Source organism: Mycolicibacterium aromaticivorans JS19b1 = JCM 16368, assembly GCF_000559085.1.
Taxonomy (GTDB): domain Bacteria; phylum Actinomycetota; class Actinomycetes; order Mycobacteriales; family Mycobacteriaceae; genus Mycobacterium; species Mycobacterium aromaticivorans.
Map to the genome: position 1 here is coordinate 1 of NZ_JALN02000004.1, position 18862 is coordinate 18862.

Sequence of the window (18862 nt, forward strand, 5' to 3'; positions counted from 1 at the left end):
AAGATCCGACGTGGGGCAGATCGGGCAGCGCCTCCTGGTGGTGGCAAGCTGGGCACACCACGAGGTAGCCCAGTGGGAAAACTCTGATCCTAGTGATCGATACCACGAGCCACCGGCTGTTTCGGGGTCAACATCATCGGCGGGTGCTGGACGCAGACACCCTGAGCAGTGTGTGTCGATGCTGGTCAACCCGATCACTAGTGCACCTCAATGCCGTTTTGTGAGCCCCACGGATCGATCACGGATCGATCGTGGGATCAGCGCCGTACCGTGCGGGAGGATCGTGGGCTGAGTCCGGGCACGTGAGTCGCAATGCGGCGCAGCGCAGTTCGGAGGTGATCGGTGCCAGCGGGTACTTTCGCAGTCGCCGCAGGCTGTCGGGTACTCAGCGCGCCTGTTATTGACGGGCGGTCGCCTCCGGCCGGCGAAGGCCCAACGCGGGTGTCCGCATGAGGCGTGTTCCTGCTGTCGTGGAGTGTTCCGACGGAACCGTGGTGGGTTGATAGCCCGCATCCACGATCGGGCGCAGCGCTGCATCGAGGAAATCTACCTCGGCTGCGGGGATTCCAGCTTGCCGTAGCGCATGGTGAGCGGGAGCTCACGGGTAGGAACCCGATAGATGGTCGTCGTCCCGCCGAGGGCATTTCGCGTCGTTGTGATGTCGCGTGCGGGAACCGTCCGCAAGTCGGTGTTCTGCGCGAACGGGTGCACGTAGGCGATGCCGAGCACAGCGTTGAGCACGGCCAACCTATTGGACGGATCAGTCGGCGGATCTGCGAAACCGTCGTACTGATTCTTCACCACGACAACGTGAAATCGTGTGTCCGGCAATGGTTCCGGCGTGTAATCGAGTCCGGGAACGCTGACGCCCTGCAGCGAAGATAGCGCACCGAGGTTAGGGTCGGCGGTCAGGACGAAGGTGGTATCGGACGGCACAGCCGGGTTGTCGTTGAGTTGGGCGGCCGCTTGCTGGACCACCATCGCGCCCTGTGAGGTACCCACGACGGTCAGCGGCCCCTTGCTCGCCAAGACCTCGGTCTCGAGGGCGTTAACACCGCTGGCGATCGATTCGCCCAAGGTCGGATCCGCTGGTCCCGTCACCGGCCAGAGCGAGGCGGGATAGTTGATTACCGTGACCGGATCGCTGCCGAGCGCTCCGCCGAGCAGATCAGCAGTGTCGCCGAACGTGCCGGCGGGCACCACACGCCCCAGTGTTCCGGTGGTCCCGCCTACGTAGAAAACAGTGTCGGCCTGAGCCGACGCACCGTCAACGATCGCGATGGCAATGACCATTGTCAGGATCGTTATGGGTCTGCGGACAAGTGATCGACGAGCACTCATGGCGACCTCCCAGCACAAAAAGTAGCCGACAGTGACGGCCATCAGCACGGGTAGTGAGAAACTCAGATATGCTGCGCTAGTGTGGCTTTCATTACTCTTGCTCCGCACGATTTGCGGTTTGACTGGGCAGCTGCCCTGCGAAGCGCGGCAACGCCCACACTTTCTTTTCCCCTTCGTACAGGTAAGGGCAGAGGCCACAAGTTCGTGACCCCGGGGAGACCCGTCGATCTCATGAAATCGTCTGAGTCCGAGACAAGGCGTGAGACGTCCACAATCTCTGGATACGAGACTTGATGTCGCTCGGCCTGGCCTTGGCGCGAAAAGGGTTGGACGCGCGCGAATTTCGCCGTAGCGTTTAGCGCTCGATGTGGTGTTGATCGCGAGAGGGCGGTGTCCAGTCGCGGGCGCGTGGTGGAACCGCCGGTGCAACCACATCCGCCCAAGCCGTCCCGGGTCACGAAGCCGCCGACGGTCCTGGGTGGTCAGCCCCAGGAGTCGGCCCTCGCTGCTTTTCGAAGACACGATGACACTGCCGTACAACAACGGCACCGTGCGCACCGAGAAGGTGGTGACCGACAGCAGAAGGCCGGTGGCCTGCCGATTCGGCCTATACCGGCCCGGCACCGCCGAGCGGAACCAGAAATCAATCGCCCCATCGCTGCTGGTCAAACAATCCACACACGGATCACGCAGAATCGCGTTGATGGCGCCCTGGGCAAATACCGTGATCTCCTGCACGTCCCCGGCTGGGGTAATCAACAATGCCGTGTACACAACAGCCCTTCCACAACCCTCGGCGGCACGCACGACCTCACGATCCGACGTGTCGTAGATCGGGCAGCGCCTGCTGATGACAGGCTGGGCACACCACCAGATACGGCCCATCGAGGAGATCGCTGTCCTTGATGATCGATTTCACTATCCACTGGGTGTTTTCGGGGTCAGCCTCATCGGCAGGTGCCGGACGCAGACACCCCGAACAATGCGTGTCGATGCTGGTCCAGCGGATCATTAGCGCACCTTATACCGAGTTAGCCGCCCAAGCGAGAGAATGTGATCAGCACCGCAGGTCCAGCATCAATCCGACCGTTACTGGCCCCGCGGATGCGGCCTCCGCATCCAGCATGCGCGCGCTGCGCGAGGCGCTCACCGATGGTGAGGATGGCCCCTTGCCGAGACAAAAACTGAGCCGTCCACATTCTTTAGAAACGAGACAGGTCGCTCGATGGCTTCAGACTTGGTCTTGTGGCGCGGGTATTCCCGTGCGGTGGGTGTCGATGAGTCGTCCCCAGTTTGTGCCGAAGAGGATCAATAGTGCTCCGGTGACGCCGATGGGGGTAAGGGGGTCGTGAGCCAAGAGCACTCCAATCGCCGCGGCCCAAAGCGGTTCAGTTCCCAAAAGCAGGCTTACCCTGGCTGGCGAGGTGCGCCGGACTGCCCATATCTGGATGAAGAAGGCGAAAACAGTGCAGACAAGCGCAAGATAAATCGTCAGGATCCATGATTGTGTGCTCATCTGCGCGGCGACTTCGCTGACTCCTCGTCCAGAGATCTGTGAGAGGACCGTGAACACGACTAGGCCAGTGCAGAGCTGCACGAGCGTGACTGAACCGTTCCGAGTTTCATGCCGGCTTCATGGTTGAGGTGTCGCCGGCTGGGACCCCTGGGTTTGAGCGTAGTAGGCGCTCTCGTATTCCTCGGGCGGGACGTAGTCCAGAACGCTGTGCAGTCGGCGGTTGTTGAACCAGTCGACCCACTCCATCGTGGCGTACTCGACGTCGTCGATGATGCGCAGCGGGCCGGACAGGAAGGGGCTGCCGCGGCCGACGGCTTCGGTCTTGAACAACCCGATCGTGGTCTCGGCCAACGCATTGTCATAGGCGTCGCCGACGCTGCCAATGGACGCCGCGATCCCCTCCAGCACAAGCGTTTCCGCGAATGCGATCGACGTATATTGCGACCCGGCGTCGCTATGATGAATCAGTCCAGCAGTCACTCGGTGATCGGCGTGATCACGCCGCCACAGCGCCATCTTCAACGCTGTTGTCACCATCGCGGTGTCCTTCACGGTGACGGCATGCCAGCCCACGATGGCCCGCGAGAAGCAGTCGATCACGAACGCCACGTAGACGAACCCCGACCACGTTCGGCAGTAGGTGAAGTCGGTGACCCATTTTCGATTCGGCATCACCGCGGTGAAGTCGCGGTCCAGCAGATCCGGTGCCCGACGAGAGTCCTTGCCGCCGGGGATCGTGGTGCGGTGCTTGCGACCCCTGACCACCCCGGACAGGCCCTCATCACTCATCAGCCGGTCCACGGTGCACGCCGCCACCTGATGACCCTGGCGGCGCAGATGTGCCGTCATCTTCCGACGCCCGTACAAGCCCTCCGGCGTCCCGACAGTGGCACGCAACGCATCAGTCAGCTCGGCGTCAGTGATCGTGCGCGCTGACGGCGCGGCCTTCTTCCAATGTCGATACGTGCGTCCGGCGACCGCCACACCCTGCTCAGTGAGCACGCGGCAGATCGACTCGACCCGGAACTTTCGTGCACGCATCTGATCGATGAACGAACAGATCAACGGTGGCGAGGGTCGAGTTCCCTCGCGAAGAAAATCGAAGCCGCCTTCAGAATCTCGTTTGCTTCCTTGAGATCTCGATTCTCACGCTCCAACTGCTTGATGCGTTGCTGCTCGGCTGTCGTCACCCCAGGACTCTGCGCAGCGTCGACCTGAGCTTGCAGCACCCACTTGCGCAGTGTCTCCGGACCGACCCCGACCTTCGGGCCGATCGCCTGAGCCGCGGCGTACACCGACCGATACTCGCCGAGATGATCGAGGACCATCTTCACCGCACGCTCACGCTGCTCGACCGGGTAATGCTTCGACATAATCTGCATCCTTCTCAAAGAAGGAAGCGGCATCAAACTCGGAACGGTTCAGACTCGCGCCGAGTCGAGGGTGCGTTTTTCAGACAATCGCGCGATCACGGTGACGTGCACTGCGCGTGCCGCGGCGGCAAGCAGAATTAGCAGATCCCCAAGGCTTGGCGCGGCGAATCCGCCGTTTTGAGTGAGTAGCCCGACGCCGACGATGGCGATGACCGCCGCCCCGTAGAACATGGGGGGCAGGTATGTACGCCGTATCCACCGTTCGAGCAGCGGTGTCATGACGATGGTTAAGGAGATGATCAGCCCAGCGTTTGATGCCGAGGTCATCGTCACCCCGAATGTTTCGAGAGTAAAGATGATGCTCAAGATCGTCCCGAAAACGACGCCGAGCGCAATCTCAGTGCGGTTGATGTGCCGCAGCTTCGGCGCTAAAACGATGGTCAAACCTAGTGCGGCCAGAGCGAATCGGATGACGAGGAAGGAGAACACGCCGTCGGCGGTGACAACTTCTTTGGCCGCCAGGTAGCTCGACCCCCAGACGACGGCCACCGCGAGCAATGCGACATCGACATTGCGGGAGGGGCACGCGGACGGCGGCGGTGTGTAGTTGATTGCCGCATTGGGGGTGGCGCGGTTGGGGATGCTCAACACGAGGTCTCGGCAGAAATGGCGGTGTCTTTCTGTGAAAGGTTCACAAGCCGCCGGCCCTCAATAGTGCAGCTTCCAGCTATGAAAGATGCAGACGGCGAGCCAGATTCGGCGACTACCGGGCCGGCCCCATGCCGCGGCGACATCCATCATCTCCAGAGCCCAACACATTAGACAAGCAACACTATCTTCAGTATCCAAGTAGATTCACTACATGGATGTGGAGCGTCTGCGACTTCTGCGCGAATTGGCCGAGCGCGGAACGGTCCATGCCACTGCGACCGCGATGTCCCTTACTCCATCGGCGGTCTCCCAGCAGCTCAAAATCCTGCAACGCGAGGTTGGCGTTCCCCTCCTCGAAGCCACTGGACGCCGATTACGCCTCACCGATGCTGGCCGGGTCCTCGTCGCACGGACCGACGAGGTGCTCGCTGCGCTCGATCGCGCACGCGCTGACATGGACGCCTACCGCGATACACCCCGTGGAACCGTGCGAGTGGCGATGTTCCCCTCCGGGGCCGCAATGCTGTTGGCCGGACTCATCACCCGGGCTGCAGCTATCGGCGTGGAGGTTCTAGGACGTGATATCGATGAGCCTGCCGCACACGCACCCATGCAGCTAGCCGACTTTGACGTTGTGGTTGTACATCGCGACGAACGTGACGCCGCGCACTGGGGTCCCCGCATCGAAGCCACCCTGCTTCTGCGAGAACCTCTTGAGATTCTGTTGCCGCCAGGCCATCGTCTAGCCAAGCGCAAGCGGGTAGCCCTGCCCGAACTCGCCGACGATCCATGGATCGGTGTCGAGGGCGGCCTCATGGTCGACGATGTGCTGCGCTCACTGGCCACCGTATCCGGGGTTCATCCGCGTATCGTTCAAAGAGTCAACGACTTTCGTGTTGTTGAAGAACTCGTCATAGCCGGCATCGGAGTCGCGCTCCTACCGCGCTACGTACTCACCGCCAGAGAACTGACCCGCAAACCACTCAGTGGGATCCGCATCGCGCGCCGCATCGAAGCGGTCACCCGTGCCGGTGCGACCGCTCGGCCCGCCGTCAACGCAGTCATCAGCATCCTCAAGTCACTCGCCCAAGAAACGAACCAGCACAACACCCGACCGCAATAACTGGCACCTGATGCCAGCCCCGGTGAGACAGGATCTGAGCCGTCCAAATTCTTTAAATCTGAGACGTTCTGCTGATTGAAGTGTTGGTAGTCATGTGTTCTGCTCGTTGCTGTTGGGCAGAATCCTTGGTGGTGCCGATGAAGACGTCGGCGATCTCGGGTAGCCCAGATACTAAATCCCACAGGGGCTTATCGGTCTCGTACCGCTCGGCGGCGTTCTCCTGGTCCCATTGCTGCTTCCATGCTGCATAACCAGGCAGGTCATCGGGGTCGGAGCTGTAGTCCAGCGGATCAAGCCCCTCGGGATGCTGCGGCCGGACCATGTAGAAGCGTGCTAGCCGTCCGGTGTGGCGGTGGCCGCCGAACTCGCTGACGAGCTGGAACGACTCCGGCGTCTTCACCGGCCGACTGCGGATCTTGCCGCTACCGGATCACCAGGTGGATGATCTCCGCGGCGATCGGCGCGGAGATGGCGGCCGGAGCCGGGCGGTGACGACGGCCAGAGCGGCGATGAGCGCCATTGCCAGGCCAGCGCAGTCAGCGTTATGGCTGATCTGCGATGAAGGCGCGCATGCCTTTGGGCCAGCTCCACGAGTATTCGGGGTCTGTTTCCCATGCAGTTCCGATGAGTCCCACGGGGCATCGGGTATCGGCCAGCAGCTTGGCCGTTACCGAGCTGGTGTCGTTGTCCTCGGCGGCCTTTCTGACGCGGGCGCGCTGGTCGTCGGTTAGCCGGCCCCACCATTCGCGGGTGTGTTTCTCGAACGGTATCTGGTCAACCATCGTTCACTTTCCCTTCGAGAGGTAGGTCCGGCATGAAGTCAGCGAGTCCGTTGGTGAGCCACCAAGTGAGGTGATCGCCGGTGAGGGCCGCGAGCATGGGGGACTGTGGATCTAACGGTGTTTCCGGCACTGACACGCTGAGTGATGCTCGGCGAGAAAGGTGCCGTGATGACGACACTGGACGATGTGGCGAAGAAGAAGGCGGCTGAGCAGTCCGAAGGCCAGAAGGCTGCGGTCGAACTGGTCCGATTGGCCCAGGAGCAGGGCTTGTCGCTGACCGGGCCCGACGGGCTGCTCAAGCAGTTGACCAAGACGGTCCTCGAGACCGCGCTCAATGAGGAGATGACCGAGCACCTCGGCTATGAGAAACACGACCCGCCCGAGACGGGGTCGGGCAACATCCGCAACGGCACCCGCACCAAGACGGTGCTGACCGACACCACCGGCCCGGTCGAACTTGACGTGCCGCGCGATCGGGCATCGACCTTCGAGCCTCAGATCGTCAAGAAACGCCAACGTCGCCTGAACGGCGTGGACGAGGTCGTGCTGTCGCTGTACGCGAAGGGCTTGACCACCGGTGAGATCTCGGCGCACTTCGCCGAGATCTACGGGGCGTCGGTATCCAAAGAGACGATCAGCCGCATCACCGACAAGGTGCTTGAGGAGATGAACGACTGGTCGGTGCGACCGCTGGATGAAACCTACGCCGCGATCTTCATCGACGCGATCGTGGTCAAGGTCCGCGACGGCCAAGTCGCCAACCGGCCGTTCTACGCTGCCATCGGGGTCACCCTGGCCGGGGAACGCGACATCCTCGGCTTGTGGGCCGGCACCGGCGGGGAGGGCGCCAAGTTCTGGATGAGCGTGCTCACCGACCTACGCAACCGCGGCATCAAGGACACCTTCTTCGTCGTCTGCGACGGGCTCAAGGGACTGCCCGAGGTGGTGGGCAATGTGTGGCCGCAGGCGATCGTGCAGACGTGCATCATTCATCTGCTGCGCAACACTTTTCGGCTCACGTCCCGCAAGTACTGGGACGAGATCAAGGGCGACGTCAAGCCGATCTACACTGCGGTCAACGCGACCGCGGCTCGGGCGGCGTTCGACGAGCTGGCCGAGAAATGGGGGCAGCGCTACCCGGCAGTGATCCGGCTCTGGGACAACGCCTGGGCGGAGTTCATTCCGTTCCTGGACTACGACGTGGAGATCCGGCGAGTGATCTGCTCGACGAACGCGATCGAGTCGCTCAACGCCCGCTACCGCCGCGCGATCAAGGCCCGCGGACACTTCCCCTCCGAGCAGGCGGCGCTCAAGTGCCTGTATCTGGTGACCCGATCACTGGACCCGACCGGTGTCGGCAGGGCACGATGGACGATGCGGTGGAAACCTGCCCTCAATGCGTTCGCGATCACCTTCGCCGACCGATTCCCGGCAGCCGAAACCTACTGATGAAAAACGCCGGAAACACCGTTAGCGAGATAGACCCGAGCATGGCGGTGATGCTGTGGTGGCGGTCCTCGGTGTGCATGATCCAGCCGTAGTCGGTGACGGGTGGCCGGTCGGCTTCGCAGTAGAGGTAGTCGTCGAGTAGCGTGGTTAGTTCGCTGGTGGTGGTGTGGGCGGCTTCAACGATCATTTCGGCGCGCTGTTGCGGGGTGTAACGCGTTGGGAGCACGGCCAGGTCGGTGTAGAGCTCGGCGATCATCGTGGTGAGCGCGGTGTGGCCGTGGTGTCCCCAGTCGGTGGCGATGCGGCCGGCGACCGCATCGATGCGAGCGGCGGCGTCGGTGGGCATAGCGGCGGGGTGGTTAGAGGCTGAGGTCATAGCCGGAGTCCTGTTCTCGGCTGCGGCTGCGGCTGCGGTCGAGGCCGAGGTGTCGGTCTAGTTCCCGATCACGTTGTGTGCGTTGGGTTTTCTGGTAGGTACTACGCCGGCGGGTGACCGCGTGCCGGTGTTCGGCAACCAATGATGCGACCAGCTCGGGCAAGTGCTGGGTGGGGGTGCCGGCCGCGATCTGGTGCGCGGTTCGGGCGGCCTCGTCGCGGCCGATGACTTGGCGTAGCGCTCGGGCGGCTTGGGTGGGGGTGCCACGGCGAGCGAGGTGTACTCCCTCGACGCCGGCCTGATTGTGGATGTGGTGGGTGTCGGCGGGGTCGCGTTGGTAGAGGTAGGCGTGGTTGGATGCGCGGCCGCGGGTGAGTGCGACGTAGGCCAGATTGCGGCTGGCGGTGTCGGCGAGCACGGAGTGGGTGGTGTCGGCGGTGACGCCTTGGGCGGCGTGCACGGTGACCGCATGCCCGAGCTGCACCTGCTCACGCAGGTAATCGTCACTGAAGACAGCCCACGCGCCGTCGCCCAGACGGCGGGCGGCGATCCGCGGGTGCTCGGCGGTGTCGTCGACTTTGACCACGCGCCAGCGTTGCCCGTTACGCACCGGCGCCCCGTTCAGGGTTTGGGTGCGGTCGTGGGGCTGGTAGACGGTGATGGTGGGGTCGTTGCGCCGGGTGAGCACCACATCCCCGGTGCTGATGTGGTGGTCGCGAGCTCCGGTCACCGTGGTGATGTCGCGCCCTGCGGCGGTGCGCTCGGCGACGGTCTGGTCGTGGACACGACGATTCAGGGCATCCGTCATTTCGACGGTGTCGGCCAGCAGTAACGCGTCTTTCCCGGCGGCGAGATCCGCTTGGTGGGCGGCCAGGGCGTCGGCGGCCATGGTGAGCTGATCCCCGCATGCCAGCCGCTGGTGGTCGCGGTACCAGTCGACCGCGCGGCGCACCGGCGCCGGCCCTCCATCACGCACCGCTAACGACGCCGCCCGTTCGGCCGGATCACGCAGACGCCACACCTCGGACAGGCGTTGAGCCCAGGGCAGCTCGTCGCAGAGTTGGGCGAACATTCCCCCACGGGCTTTGACCGGCTCGAGCTGGTGGGCGTCGCCGACCAGAACGGTTTTGGTTCCCGCGGTGGTGGTGGCGGTCAGCAACTGTCTCCAGTGGTCGGTGCCGACCATGCCGGCTTCATCGACGACCACCACATCGAAGGGCCCGAACTGCAGGCGCCCGTCGGCCACGCGGGCCAGGGCGCTGTGCATGGTGTAGCCCTCGGTGGCCACCCCTTCGGCCACGGCGACATCGACGGCTTTTCCGGTGGGGGCGATCACGATCATCCGCGCCGTCTGCCGGCGCTCGACGATGGTGCGCAACGCCCGCATGGAGGTGGTCTTTCCCGCGCCGGCTGGGGCGCTCAACGGCACCACCAACTGGGGTGTGGACGCGATCGCGGTCACCACCTGATGCTGCTGATCCGACAAGCCCAGCGCGGCCGCGGTGTGCTCCGGGCGCACCCACGCCATCGCCTGCATCGCGGTGGTGTCGACGAGGTCGAACACGCGGCGTTCCTCGGCCAAGATCGCATCGACGGTGAACCGCTCCGTGCCTTCGCGGTGATGCGCCAGCCGCGGCCCCGACAGCCGCATCCCCACCGCGTCCACCGCTGTTTCGATGAGCTGACGCGGCATCCCCGCGCCACTGGTGGCGGCACCGGCGGCCCCCGCGGAGTCCTCCACGAGGAGCGGCAGTTGGGCGCCGATGACTTCGACCAGATCCGCGCGCGTCAACCCCGCCTTGTCCGCGTGGGCCGCCATCGCCGCCACCGCGCGCCGATCCACCGCCACCCCACCGCGGCGCGCCGCGCGCGCTGCCGCGGTGCGCGCCGCCTGTTCCCGCGCGGCGCGAGCCTCCCGCTGCGCCGCACGCGACACCGCCAAACCACGCGTGTCAGCGCGCCACTGCGCGCGCAATTCGGCCCACGACAGCGACTCGGGTTTACGCGGTCGGGTGGCCTTCTGCGCGGCCGCCAACTGCGCCTGCGACAACCCCTTAGCATCGTCGACCAGCGTCAGATTTGATGCCGCCCACTCCCGCAACTGCGTGCTTCTCTGCGACCACGCGGCGATAGTTTTCGGGTCGATTCCGGCGATCTCCGCCATCCCCGTACGGGCATCCACCGGCCCCCACTCGATACCAGTCAACCGGTGCAATTCATAGCGCAGGGTGGCCTGATAAATGATCCCCGCTGCCCGGGCTTCATGGAACAAACTGGTGCCGTCAATCGACACCAGCCGGCCATCAGCCCGGGCCTGCCGATTCGGCACCAACACGTGGGTATGCAGGTGCGGATCCCCCGCCCGCGAGGTCTCATGCTGATAGGCCGCCGCCACCAAACCGGGCAATTTCTGCAGATCTTTTTCCCCCGTCACCGAGTTATGCACCCGGGTGTAGCCGGCATGGGCGGCCAAATATTCGAGCGCCTCACCGATCGCCGTCTGATGCGCCGCCGACACCGCTTTATCGACCACGTCATCGCCGAACACCCGCACCAACGACACCGACTTCGGGGCGCAAAACGTCAAATCAAAACCGTGCACACCGTGCTTACCGTGCGCGCGTCCGCACTCACCCGAGGGCGCCACACCCTCATCCAGCCAGCGCGCCACCACATCGGGATCCGCATCCCCACCCCCGCGCTCACCCTTGGTCAAACCGACCAAATCCGCGACCACCCGAGCATCACCGGCACATGTCCAGACCGGTGTCCGGGTGTCGCGTTCGGCGTAATACTCCGCCAACCCACCATTGGCCCGCTGACGGTCTTTCAGGGCATCACCCACCGCCCGCGCGGTGTCGTTGTAATAGTTCACCGACCACAACGACAACTTCGCCACCGTCAACACCGCAACCCCACTTCCGCGACGCCCGCTGCAACGAGCTAGGAAGCGCTGCGACGCGACGCCACCATAGCCTCGCACACCTTGTGCAAATGTGCCATGTTTATATTGTGGTTGGTGGAGGGTTTTGGGGCGGCGGTTGGGCTGGGGGTGGCTGCGGGAAGATTTGGGGAGCGGGAGCGAGGGGTTAGTGGTGGTGGAGTCAGGGTTGCTGGAGGTACTAGGGGCCAGTGGTGGCCACGGGGCGCAGCGGGTGGTGCGCTGGCTCGTCGAGGGCGCGCCGGCCGAGCGTGAACGCGTCGGCGTCGACCTCACCTGGCCGGCCGGCCACGTCCCCCTGTAACCCTGGTGAAGCGGGCGCGGTCACGGCGACCGTGCGGGGCGCATCGGGTGTATCGCTGGGGGTGCGGTGGGCTCGGCGGGACAAGATGTGGCGGATCTGTTCTTGGGCGGCGGTGATCCGGGCCGCCCGCGCGGCGTCGGTGAGCACCGGCGGCGCGGGCGCGGTGTCAATGCGACCGCCGGCTGTTTGCAGTGTGGGGTGCTGCACTGCCGGCGGTGCTGACCAGTCCAGTCGTCGCAGCCGGCTGGACAGGAACGCGCCGGGGTTGGTGATGTGGTCGGGCCAGCTCCAGCCGCGGGTGCGCATATCGGCGTTGAGTGCGTCGGTGATGGCCCGTGCCGTCCAGCCCTGGGGGTCGATACCTGCGACGGTGATGGCGTCGCAGATGGTGCCGATGTGGGCATGGTCTAGGCCGTGGGTGCCGGCCACCAGGGCCGCAGCAAGCTGTTGGGTGGCCAGCGGCCGCGCAGCGGCGCGCCGGGGCGGGCGCACTGCACGGGTTTTGAATCTCTTTCCCGAATCCTCGTCGGCGGGCGCGCCAGCGCGCCCGCTTGGTGAGTTTCTCCCTACGGGAGAAGAACAACCAACACCGCCTGACGGCGGTAGGTGGAAATCATCCCCACCGATACCCGAACGCCAAGGCTGGCGGGCGGCCGCCACCGGTGGCGGAATCCGGCGGGAAACGAGGTGGTACACCGAGGGTCGCCGCCCGACACTGGGGGTACCGGGTGAGCCGTGCCCGCGTTGGGCCTCCACGGCCCACTGGGACGCCCGCAAGACCCGCCAGGCGGCGGTCACAGTGCGCACATCACACCCCACCCGGGAGGCGATGGTGGCGCGGGTGACGGCCACGTGGCGGCCGGTGGCGTGATCGGCATGCTCGGCCATCACCGCCGCGATCGACACCAGCGTGGCCGCAGTGATCGACACCCGCTGCTCCGCGCACAGCTGTCCCAATGCCGGCGACTGCGCCCAGCGCCGTAGCCCCTCGAGCCAGCCGCTACGGCTAGTCCACATCGGGGCGCGCGGCGCACACGCACCGGCACGCTCAACCCAGCCGCGACGGCGTTCTTTCGCCAACGCGCGAACGACGTGCGGGGTGGGGGCAATGGCAGCGCCCACCGGAGCCGGCCACGTATTGCGTACCCGAGGCGATCGGGTGCTAAAGAAGTCACGATTTGCGCACTGACTGCGCGCTATCTCTGGAACGTTGAGCAAGCGTGCGCTACCGTGAGAGCTGTCCACCAAGACAGTCCCTTCGGGGAAATGGGTACGGAGACCCGGAACCGAGTTCGTAGCTCGGTTTGAACCTCCAGACGTGGCCCCGCCCAGGCGGGGCCTTCGTCATTCAGCGGGGTTCCGGACACCAGCTATTCAGATGTCACGTACTGGCCTTCGGCTGGTCGAACCAGCAGCCGCGGCGCGTACCGGTCACATCGCCAGCGGCAGAACCTCCTTGTCAAGTTCACGAATGAGTTCGGGGTGGCCAACATGGGCGGCCAAAACATCGGCCACGTACTGACCCATTGGGATGCCGCGTTGCGCGGCTTCACGCTTGACGATCTCGTAGACGACGCGATCGGGCCGGGTCATGATCTGCGCGCGATCGCCCTTATGTGTGCTGCGCCTTTGGGCCATGGGGTGAACTCTGCCAGCGATGCGGGGCGTTACCTGATAACGACACGCGGTTAGCCGGGCTGGCGTGAAACATGAGGTTTGGGCGGTTCACGGCCTTCGACTGGTAAGAGCGGAAATGATGTCAGCGACGGCGCGGCCGATTTCGGCGATGCCGGTGGTCGTGCCAGTCTTGTGGACGATGTAGCCGACCAGCAGATAGAACCCAATGAGGGCAACTGCGACGATGAGTACGGCGGCGGTCTGGGTGCTCACCGGTGTGCTCCCTTCGGAGATGTCGACCGGGAACCCCCTTGGCGGGGGTCCGGGGCCACGCGAGCGAGCGTGTCCTCTTCTTCTGGTTCGAGACGGCCTGAAATACAGGTCGAGGGAGAATGTGGCAGCACGGGGTGCAGCATCGAGTTGGGCCTTTCGACGACGTTGAAGGCCGTGCGATTCGCGATAAGCCCTCACTAGGGAGTACCTGTCGAATCGGCGTTTTCCGTCACCTCGGGAACCAACTCGCCCCTTCGAGGTATCGCCGCGCGGGGCGTGAGTTCTCTGCGTATGGCGGAACGTATATGCCGGTGACAGACGGATTTCGGGCAGCGGCGCGAAACACGGGGACGAAATTGGTCACTCGCTGAAGACACTGGGCGCTCCACACACGCCAGTTCGGATTCGGAACGGATCAGCGGAGCAGTGTCGTGAGATAGGTATGACCACCATGTCTGACGACACCACCATCGGCTCCAGTGACGACTACGACCCTCGCCAGAACGTGCTCCTGGACTTCGATGACGCCCTCGCTAGTCCAGACCGTTATCCGCGCATGTGGAACATGTCGGCTGGGATGGCCTTCTTCCAGGCGGTGATACGCCCGGATACGCCGGATCGCCCGGAATACGTCAGCGTCCCCATGCCGAGCAGCACCACCGACCTCGAAACCCGTGGGGCCAGGATCTTCGCGGTGGCTAGGTGGAATGCGTTGTGGGAGGCCGCCCAGTTCCGGCGCCGCTTCTTTCACGACGACACCGACGCTGCCCCTGACGGCCTCGCGACGTTACCTCCGGACCTGGCGCGCATCGCCGATCTCGGTGACAACAACATCGTGTTCATCCCCCGCACGCAAACTCGCTACTACGACTACGCACCCCTGTTTCACCTGCTCCCCCGCGCCACGTTGGACCGGTTCGGCCTGCCGATGCTCACTGCTGGTCAATGGCCGTTCTGGACAGAGCTGACCAACCCGGACCCCTACCTGCCCGTCGACTTCAGCCAGCGGCTATCGCGGGCCTGGGGGGCCACGATCTGGCGTCACCTCATGCCCGGATCACCGCAGATCGCCTTCACCAAGAACGACCCGATCCGCATCCTGGCGCACAACCTCGACTTCTGGGTTCCCGCGGTCACCGAGGCCATGGAAGACGAGATGCGGACCTGGCCGATCGTCGACACCGATGGCCCTACTGGCCCGGTACGGCTGAGCAACGGCGAGATCCTCGAAGGCGTCACCGCCGGCGGCCCCCGCGTGGGTTCTGACCTGTGGGCCGGGGAACAGGAAGCCGCCGAGTTCGTCGAGCGCACCATCGCCGCCGCCGACAAAACCGGCCGGCTCCGCGACATTCTCGACGCCGTGCGCTCCCACCGGGTCCACGACGACTTCTCCGACCGGTGGTCACACGCCAAGGAGGACTTCGATCGCACCCTCAACCACAAGCGCTCCAAGGTCACCGTCACCTTCGTCGAACTCGATGACACAACACCGGTTCACGGGCCTGAGACCGAAGTCATCGGCCAGCTCGCCTGCAGCGACTTCCTGACCCTGCTCAACCCCCGCGACCGCGAAGTCGTGGTCGTCCTGCGCAGCGGAGTTACCTCCCTCACCGACGTAGGCAAGATCCTCGGCTACAGCAGCCACAGCGCCGTATCGAAGCGGCTCGCACGCATTCGCGACCAGGCGGCACGCTTCTTCGACCAGAACTGACCCCGAAACGAGGAAGTGGGCAATCACCCCGCCACGCCATCATCAAGGACCCCACGTCGTGATGATGAAGAGCGAGAACATCCGGCAAGTGGCTCCGGTGATTCGACATGTACTTCGACATGTACTCCGACAGGTATTAGATGATCTTTTATAGCTCCTTCTGTCGCGGCAAGTATCAGTGTCCCCTCCAGGAGTTTGACCCGCAGTGACCTGGCATCATGAGTCCATGAATCACGCACCTATCCCCGGCCAGCAGGCCGCCATTGAGGCGCTGCTGAAGGCCTCCGCCCGCACCTCGCAGCGGGTCAACATTCGGAACAGCTTCGTCCAAGGGGGTGATCAAAAGCATCCCGTCCCCGGCCCGCTCCATAAGATGGTTCGCGCACAGGACGACCGCGCGCTGGACCTGTTCCTGCTGCACCGCGCCCTGGTCTCGGCGGAACCCTGGACCAGCCGGCCCCTGCTCTCTCGGGTCTGGGCCCGCATGCTGGGTGTTGAAACCGACCAGGACCACGGTGCCGCGGTCGTCTCGCGCACCTGGCGGCGACTCGACCAGAAGTACGGCCTCATCACCCGCGGCAAGACCGGCCGCAGGGCGGTCTTCACCTCCCTGCGGGAGGACGGCAGCCGCGAGGACTACACCGCACCGTCTGGTCGCGACGTCGCCAATCGCTACTTCCAGCTCCCGTTCGAGTACTGGACCGACGAGCAGGCCTGGTACCGCACGTTGACGCTGGCCGCGAAGGCGATGCTGCTGGTCAGCTCCACCCTCGGGCCGGGCTTCATCCTGCCCGGCGAGCGGGTACCCGAGTGGTACGGGATCAGCGAATCCAGCGCGCAGCGTGGCTTGGCGGAACTGCGTGAGGTCGGTCTGCTTAACCTCTCCATCAGCTACAAGCCCACTCCACTGGAGAAGATCCCGACGACCGAGGTCTACAACTACACGTTGGTGCCGCCGTTCGGTCGCATCGAGAAGCGTCGGCTCCGCGTCGTCCCGAAGATCGCCAGTGCATGACAGCCCAGCATCTCCTTTCCGCTGGTCGAGCGGTGCACCCCGGCGTCTGGGGACGCATCGAATGGCAGCCGTCACATCACCAAACCCCTGTGTCGGGTGTACAGTGATTGACGTAAGCCCTGAGGCCTTCCCGGCACCAGCAATGGTGTGTCTGGCCCCTCAGGGCAAAACGCTTTTTTGGGCCTGAACTATGGACGCCCACCAACTCCCGCTCGAAGAGCTGATCTCCCCCGCCCGCTACCAGCGGTATCGAGCGGCCGCCCGCGGCGACACGGCACGCGCCGCGCGGCTGTACATGTGGAACTGTGATCTCTCCGCGGCGTACTGGCCATCGATCGCCCTCGTCGAGGTCGCCATCCGAAACGCCATCGACTCGCAGCTGTGCTCCCACCTCGGCGTCACACGCGAAGAGGGCTGGCACGCCGAAGTCCTCGCCGACCGTCCACGCATCCACCTGACCGGCAAGGAACTCGACAAGGTCAAGAAGTCGATCGACGCGTTCGACCGCAGGAACAACCCTGCCGGTCAGCCCCGCGTGGAACCCACCGGCGGCGACATCGTCGCCGATCTCAGCCTCGGGTTCTGGGTAACTCTCGTCGGTGAAGGCATCCCCCGTGGTCACGCGAACGTCTACGACTACTTCACAAAGCTCTGGCGGCCATTCCTCTACAAGGCCTTCCCCCACTACGGACCAGGTATGTCCTCGGCCGGTCTACTGCGCAACCGCCTGCGCACCTTCGAGCTACTTCGCAATCGGATCGCCCACCACGAACACATCTTCACCCTCAGCCCGAACCACAACCTGGACAACATCATTGCCCTCGCCGGATTCATCGCCCCTGCCCTCGCGGACTACATCCGAGGCAACCAGCAAGTCACAGCAGTAGCGAACCGGTACCGCAGCTTCGTCCTACAGGAATCACTCAATCCGCCGGAGGACTGAAGCGCCGTCAGGGACAGACCCCGGATGCTCAACGCCACCTCGTTATAGCGCTATAACGCTATAACGCTAGTTATCCGCGTTTGCGGCCGGGACCGGTGTGACCTGCGGCGTTGCGTTGTAGTTCGGCAATCACCTCAGCGGCGTCGAGCTCGTCGGCAAGGCGGGTGAGTGCAAGTCGAACGACAGCGCTCCGGGTAGCGTCGACGCGCGGTCTGGTGTTTCGGGCGGCGGAGCGCACAGTTTCCAGGTAGGCGTCGCTCTGTTCGTCAAGATAGATCGACACTTTGGTGAGGTCGCTGTTATTGGCGGCGGCGGGGGCGATCGGTTCTGGTGGCGCCGGCTTTGAGGTCGGTGTGACGCTCGGCGTCGGCCTCGCCGGGTCGGGGGCCTTAGCGTCGGATTGCTGGCCGCCCGGGCTGGGCATCTCAACGGGTGTACGGCGTGGCTGGTGCCGCGGGGGCGGCACTGCCCGCTTGGATGGGGTCTTGGTGCGCATCGCGGTGAGGGAGTCAAGGCCATCAGCCATGAACGTATTCCTTTACGAACGTGCTCAGGTCGTTCAGTGCAGTAGCGACCTTTTGTAGCGACTTGGCGGGTGGTGCTTCGGCGGTAATGGCGATGCGCTTTTTGCGGGTGCCGACATGCAGAGCGGTTGGAATCGGGGGAGCTACCTGCACGGGTGTGCCGTCGATGATGGTGCGAAGGCGCTGAATCTCGGCGGCCGGCGGCGTGGTGGGCACGAAGTTCGGGACGATGACCAGCGGGTAGTCGGCGATCTCATTGACTAACTCGGCGGTCGCGTCGAGCTCGGCGGTACGCAGCGCGGTGGGCGCCAGGACGATGTTGGCGACCGCCAGGGCGCCGTGGGCAGCCGGGCTTGCTCCGGGGTGAGTGTCGACGACGATCCAGTCCGTATCCCATTCCTGCGCCCACTTTGTCAGCGCGTCGGCCATGGTGTTGGCGTCGGGTTGGTGGTCGTAGAGATCGGGATGGCCAGGGATAAGGGCTGGCTTCTTGAAGCCGCGCATGGGTCGCGGCGCTGGGGCGCCTGGTTCTAGCGCATCCAGAAGACGGGCGCGGGGATGGTCTTGGGGGCGATATCCCCATTTTGCTGTGACTCCCCCACCGTCGTGTTCAAGGTCGACAAGGACGGCATCGAGAAGAAAGGCCAGTTCGTAGGCCAAAAACGACTTGCCAACCCCCCCTTTGCGGGAGTGGCAGACGACGACAGCTGTCATGAAACATCATTCTAGCTCCTGAACGCTAAACCGTTAGAACGTTCTAGCATTCAAACGCTTTAGCGTTTTATTGCTAGAACGTTAAAGCGTTATAGCATTATGGCGCTGTATTATTGGAGCTCGCATGTCCCTCGATCAGCCCTCTCTACGGTGGCTTGGAGGCTCTTTGCGATCGGGGGCGCTTGCCGCCGCCGGGCACTCACGCCCAC

Annotated in this window: 18 protein-coding genes and 1 pseudogene; 5 read left to right on the forward strand and 14 right to left on the reverse strand. The window is 64.2% G+C overall.

Annotation, left to right across the window (positions count from 1 at the left end):
- Positions 1–397: 397 nt before the first annotated feature.
- The 5 genes and pseudogenes from Y900_RS33880 to Y900_RS29535 all read right to left on the reverse strand — a co-directional run bounded on the left by Y900_RS33880 (position 398) and on the right by Y900_RS29535 (position 4881).
- Positions 398–2226, reverse strand: a pseudogene (locus Y900_RS33880) (PE-PPE domain-containing protein).
- Positions 2153–2353: a hypothetical protein gene (locus tag Y900_RS32615; RefSeq protein ID WP_157838304.1), complete on the reverse strand. Its 201-nt coding sequence runs from the start codon at positions 2351–2353 to the stop codon at positions 2153–2155. Before Y900_RS32615 ends, Y900_RS33880 begins: the two are co-directional and overlap by 74 nt.
- 219 nt (positions 2354–2572) lie before the next feature.
- Positions 2573–2938: an EamA family transporter gene (locus Y900_RS33885; RefSeq protein WP_051660618.1), complete on the reverse strand. Its 366-nt coding sequence runs from the start codon at positions 2936–2938 to the stop codon at positions 2573–2575.
- 36 nt (positions 2939–2974) lie between these two features.
- Positions 2975–4230, reverse strand: a protein-coding gene (locus tag Y900_RS29525; protein ID WP_237752818.1) for an IS3 family transposase whose coding sequence is annotated in 2 segments (ribosomal slippage) — positions 2975–3957 and positions 3957–4230 — 1257 coding nt in all. Because the reading frame shifts where the segments join, the coding sequence is not laid out codon by codon here.
- 48 nt (positions 4231–4278) lie between these two features.
- Complete coding sequence (locus Y900_RS29535; RefSeq protein WP_081845476.1) at positions 4279–4881, reverse strand: DMT family transporter; 603 nt, start codon at positions 4879–4881, stop codon at positions 4279–4281.
- 211 nt (positions 4882–5092) lie between these two features.
- Here Y900_RS29535 and Y900_RS29540 point away from each other — a divergent pair, with 211 nt between their 5' ends.
- Entirely contained in the window at positions 5093–6004 is a 912-nt protein-coding gene (locus Y900_RS29540) for a LysR family transcriptional regulator (protein WP_036349690.1), read from the forward strand.
- A 52-nt stretch (positions 6005–6056) separates the two neighbouring features.
- On the opposite strand, the gene Y900_RS29545 is transcribed toward Y900_RS29540, so the two are convergent.
- Together Y900_RS29545 and Y900_RS29550 are read right to left on the reverse strand one after the other, a co-directional pair.
- On the reverse strand, positions 6057–6404 hold the full coding sequence (locus tag Y900_RS29545) for a hypothetical protein (protein WP_036349692.1): 348 nt from the start codon (positions 6402–6404) through the stop codon (positions 6057–6059).
- 142 nt (positions 6405–6546) lie between these two features.
- The gene (locus tag Y900_RS29550; RefSeq protein WP_036349695.1) at positions 6547–6786 is read right to left on the reverse strand and encodes a hypothetical protein; all 240 of its coding nucleotides are present in this window, start codon (positions 6784–6786) and stop codon (positions 6547–6549) included.
- 168 nt (positions 6787–6954) lie between these two features.
- On the opposite strand from Y900_RS29550, the gene Y900_RS29555 reads away from it, so the two are divergent.
- Positions 6955–8235, forward strand: coding sequence for an IS256 family transposase (locus Y900_RS29555; RefSeq protein ID WP_036348825.1), 1281 nt, complete (start codon positions 6955–6957; stop codon positions 8233–8235).
- Here the strand turns inward: Y900_RS29555 and Y900_RS29560 are convergent.
- From Y900_RS29560 to Y900_RS32850, 5 genes are all read right to left on the reverse strand, one after another.
- Complete coding sequence (locus tag Y900_RS29560; RefSeq protein WP_131536386.1) at positions 8195–8611, reverse strand: hypothetical protein; 417 nt, start codon at positions 8609–8611, stop codon at positions 8195–8197. The two genes, Y900_RS29555 and Y900_RS29560, sit on opposite strands and share 41 nt — an antisense overlap.
- A complete protein-coding gene (mobF, locus tag Y900_RS29565) occupies positions 8595–11519 on the reverse strand; it encodes a MobF family relaxase (RefSeq protein WP_036349701.1) in 2925 nt (974 codons plus the stop codon). The genes Y900_RS29560 and mobF overlap by 17 nt, the downstream gene beginning before the upstream one ends.
- 214 nt (positions 11520–11733) lie before the next feature.
- Positions 11734–12978, reverse strand: a complete 1245-nt coding sequence (locus Y900_RS29570; protein WP_237752819.1) for a rep protein — start codon at positions 12976–12978, stop codon at positions 11734–11736.
- Between the two features lie 309 nt (positions 12979–13287).
- On the reverse strand, positions 13288–13494 hold the full coding sequence (locus Y900_RS29575; protein WP_036349704.1) for a hypothetical protein: 207 nt from the start codon (positions 13492–13494) through the stop codon (positions 13288–13290).
- Between the two features lie 87 nt (positions 13495–13581).
- Positions 13582–13746: a hypothetical protein gene (locus tag Y900_RS32850; protein ID WP_192827634.1), complete on the reverse strand. Its 165-nt coding sequence runs from the start codon at positions 13744–13746 to the stop codon at positions 13582–13584.
- 442 nt (positions 13747–14188) lie between these two features.
- Between Y900_RS32850 and Y900_RS29580 the strand changes: the two genes are divergently transcribed.
- The 3 genes from Y900_RS29580 (at position 14189) to Y900_RS29590 (ending at position 17415) form a co-directional block, all read left to right on the forward strand.
- Entirely contained in the window at positions 14189–15457 is a 1269-nt protein-coding gene (locus Y900_RS29580; protein ID WP_036349707.1) for a hypothetical protein, read from the forward strand.
- Positions 15458–15683: 226 nt separating this feature from the next.
- Positions 15684–16472, forward strand: coding sequence for a hypothetical protein (locus tag Y900_RS29585; RefSeq protein ID WP_036349711.1), 789 nt, complete (start codon positions 15684–15686; stop codon positions 16470–16472).
- 190 nt (positions 16473–16662) lie between these two features.
- Positions 16663–17415 carry an Abi family protein gene (locus Y900_RS29590; RefSeq protein ID WP_036349715.1) on the forward strand — a complete coding sequence of 251 codons (753 nt, stop codon included), beginning with the start codon at positions 16663–16665 and terminating at the stop codon, positions 17413–17415.
- Between the two features lie 70 nt (positions 17416–17485).
- On the opposite strand, the gene Y900_RS29595 is transcribed toward Y900_RS29590, so the two are convergent.
- On the reverse strand, positions 17486–17941 hold the full coding sequence (locus tag Y900_RS29595) for a hypothetical protein (protein ID WP_131536388.1): 456 nt from the start codon (positions 17939–17941) through the stop codon (positions 17486–17488).
- Positions 17934–18653, reverse strand: a complete 720-nt coding sequence (locus Y900_RS29600) for a ParA family protein (protein WP_036349721.1) — start codon at positions 18651–18653, stop codon at positions 17934–17936. The genes Y900_RS29595 and Y900_RS29600 overlap by 8 nt, the downstream gene beginning before the upstream one ends.
- Between the last annotated feature and the right edge of the window lie 209 nt (positions 18654–18862).

What these genes read in the sequence shown, in the direction of transcription:
- Y900_RS29600 (WP_036349721.1), bottom strand. Translation starts at nt 18,653, where the DNA reads ATGACAGCTGTCGTCGTCTGCCACTCCCGCAAAGGGGGGGTTGGCAAG.
- Y900_RS29575 (WP_036349704.1), bottom strand. Translation starts at nt 13,494, where the DNA reads ATGGCCCAAAGGCGCAGCACACATAAGGGCGATCGCGCGCAGATCATG.
- Y900_RS29595 (WP_131536388.1), bottom strand. Translation starts at nt 17,941, where the DNA reads ATGGCTGATGGCCTTGACTCCCTCACCGCGATGCGCACCAAGACCCCA.
- Y900_RS29580 (WP_036349707.1), top strand. Translation starts at nt 14,189, where the DNA reads ATGACCACCATGTCTGACGACACCACCATCGGCTCCAGTGACGACTAC.
- Y900_RS29585 (WP_036349711.1), top strand. Translation starts at nt 15,684, where the DNA reads ATGAATCACGCACCTATCCCCGGCCAGCAGGCCGCCATTGAGGCGCTG.
- Y900_RS29560 (WP_131536386.1), bottom strand. Translation starts at nt 8,611, where the DNA reads ATGACCTCAGCCTCTAACCACCCCGCCGCTATGCCCACCGACGCCGCC.
- Y900_RS29555 (WP_036348825.1), top strand. Translation starts at nt 6,955, where the DNA reads ATGACGACACTGGACGATGTGGCGAAGAAGAAGGCGGCTGAGCAGTCC.
- Y900_RS29550 (WP_036349695.1), bottom strand. Translation starts at nt 6,786, where the DNA reads ATGGTTGACCAGATACCGTTCGAGAAACACACCCGCGAATGGTGGGGC.
- Y900_RS29590 (WP_036349715.1), top strand. Translation starts at nt 16,663, where the DNA reads ATGGACGCCCACCAACTCCCGCTCGAAGAGCTGATCTCCCCCGCCCGC.
- Y900_RS32615 (WP_157838304.1), bottom strand. Translation starts at nt 2,353, where the DNA reads ATGATCCGCTGGACCAGCATCGACACGCATTGTTCGGGGTGTCTGCGT.
- Y900_RS29540 (WP_036349690.1), top strand. Translation starts at nt 5,093, where the DNA reads ATGGATGTGGAGCGTCTGCGACTTCTGCGCGAATTGGCCGAGCGCGGA.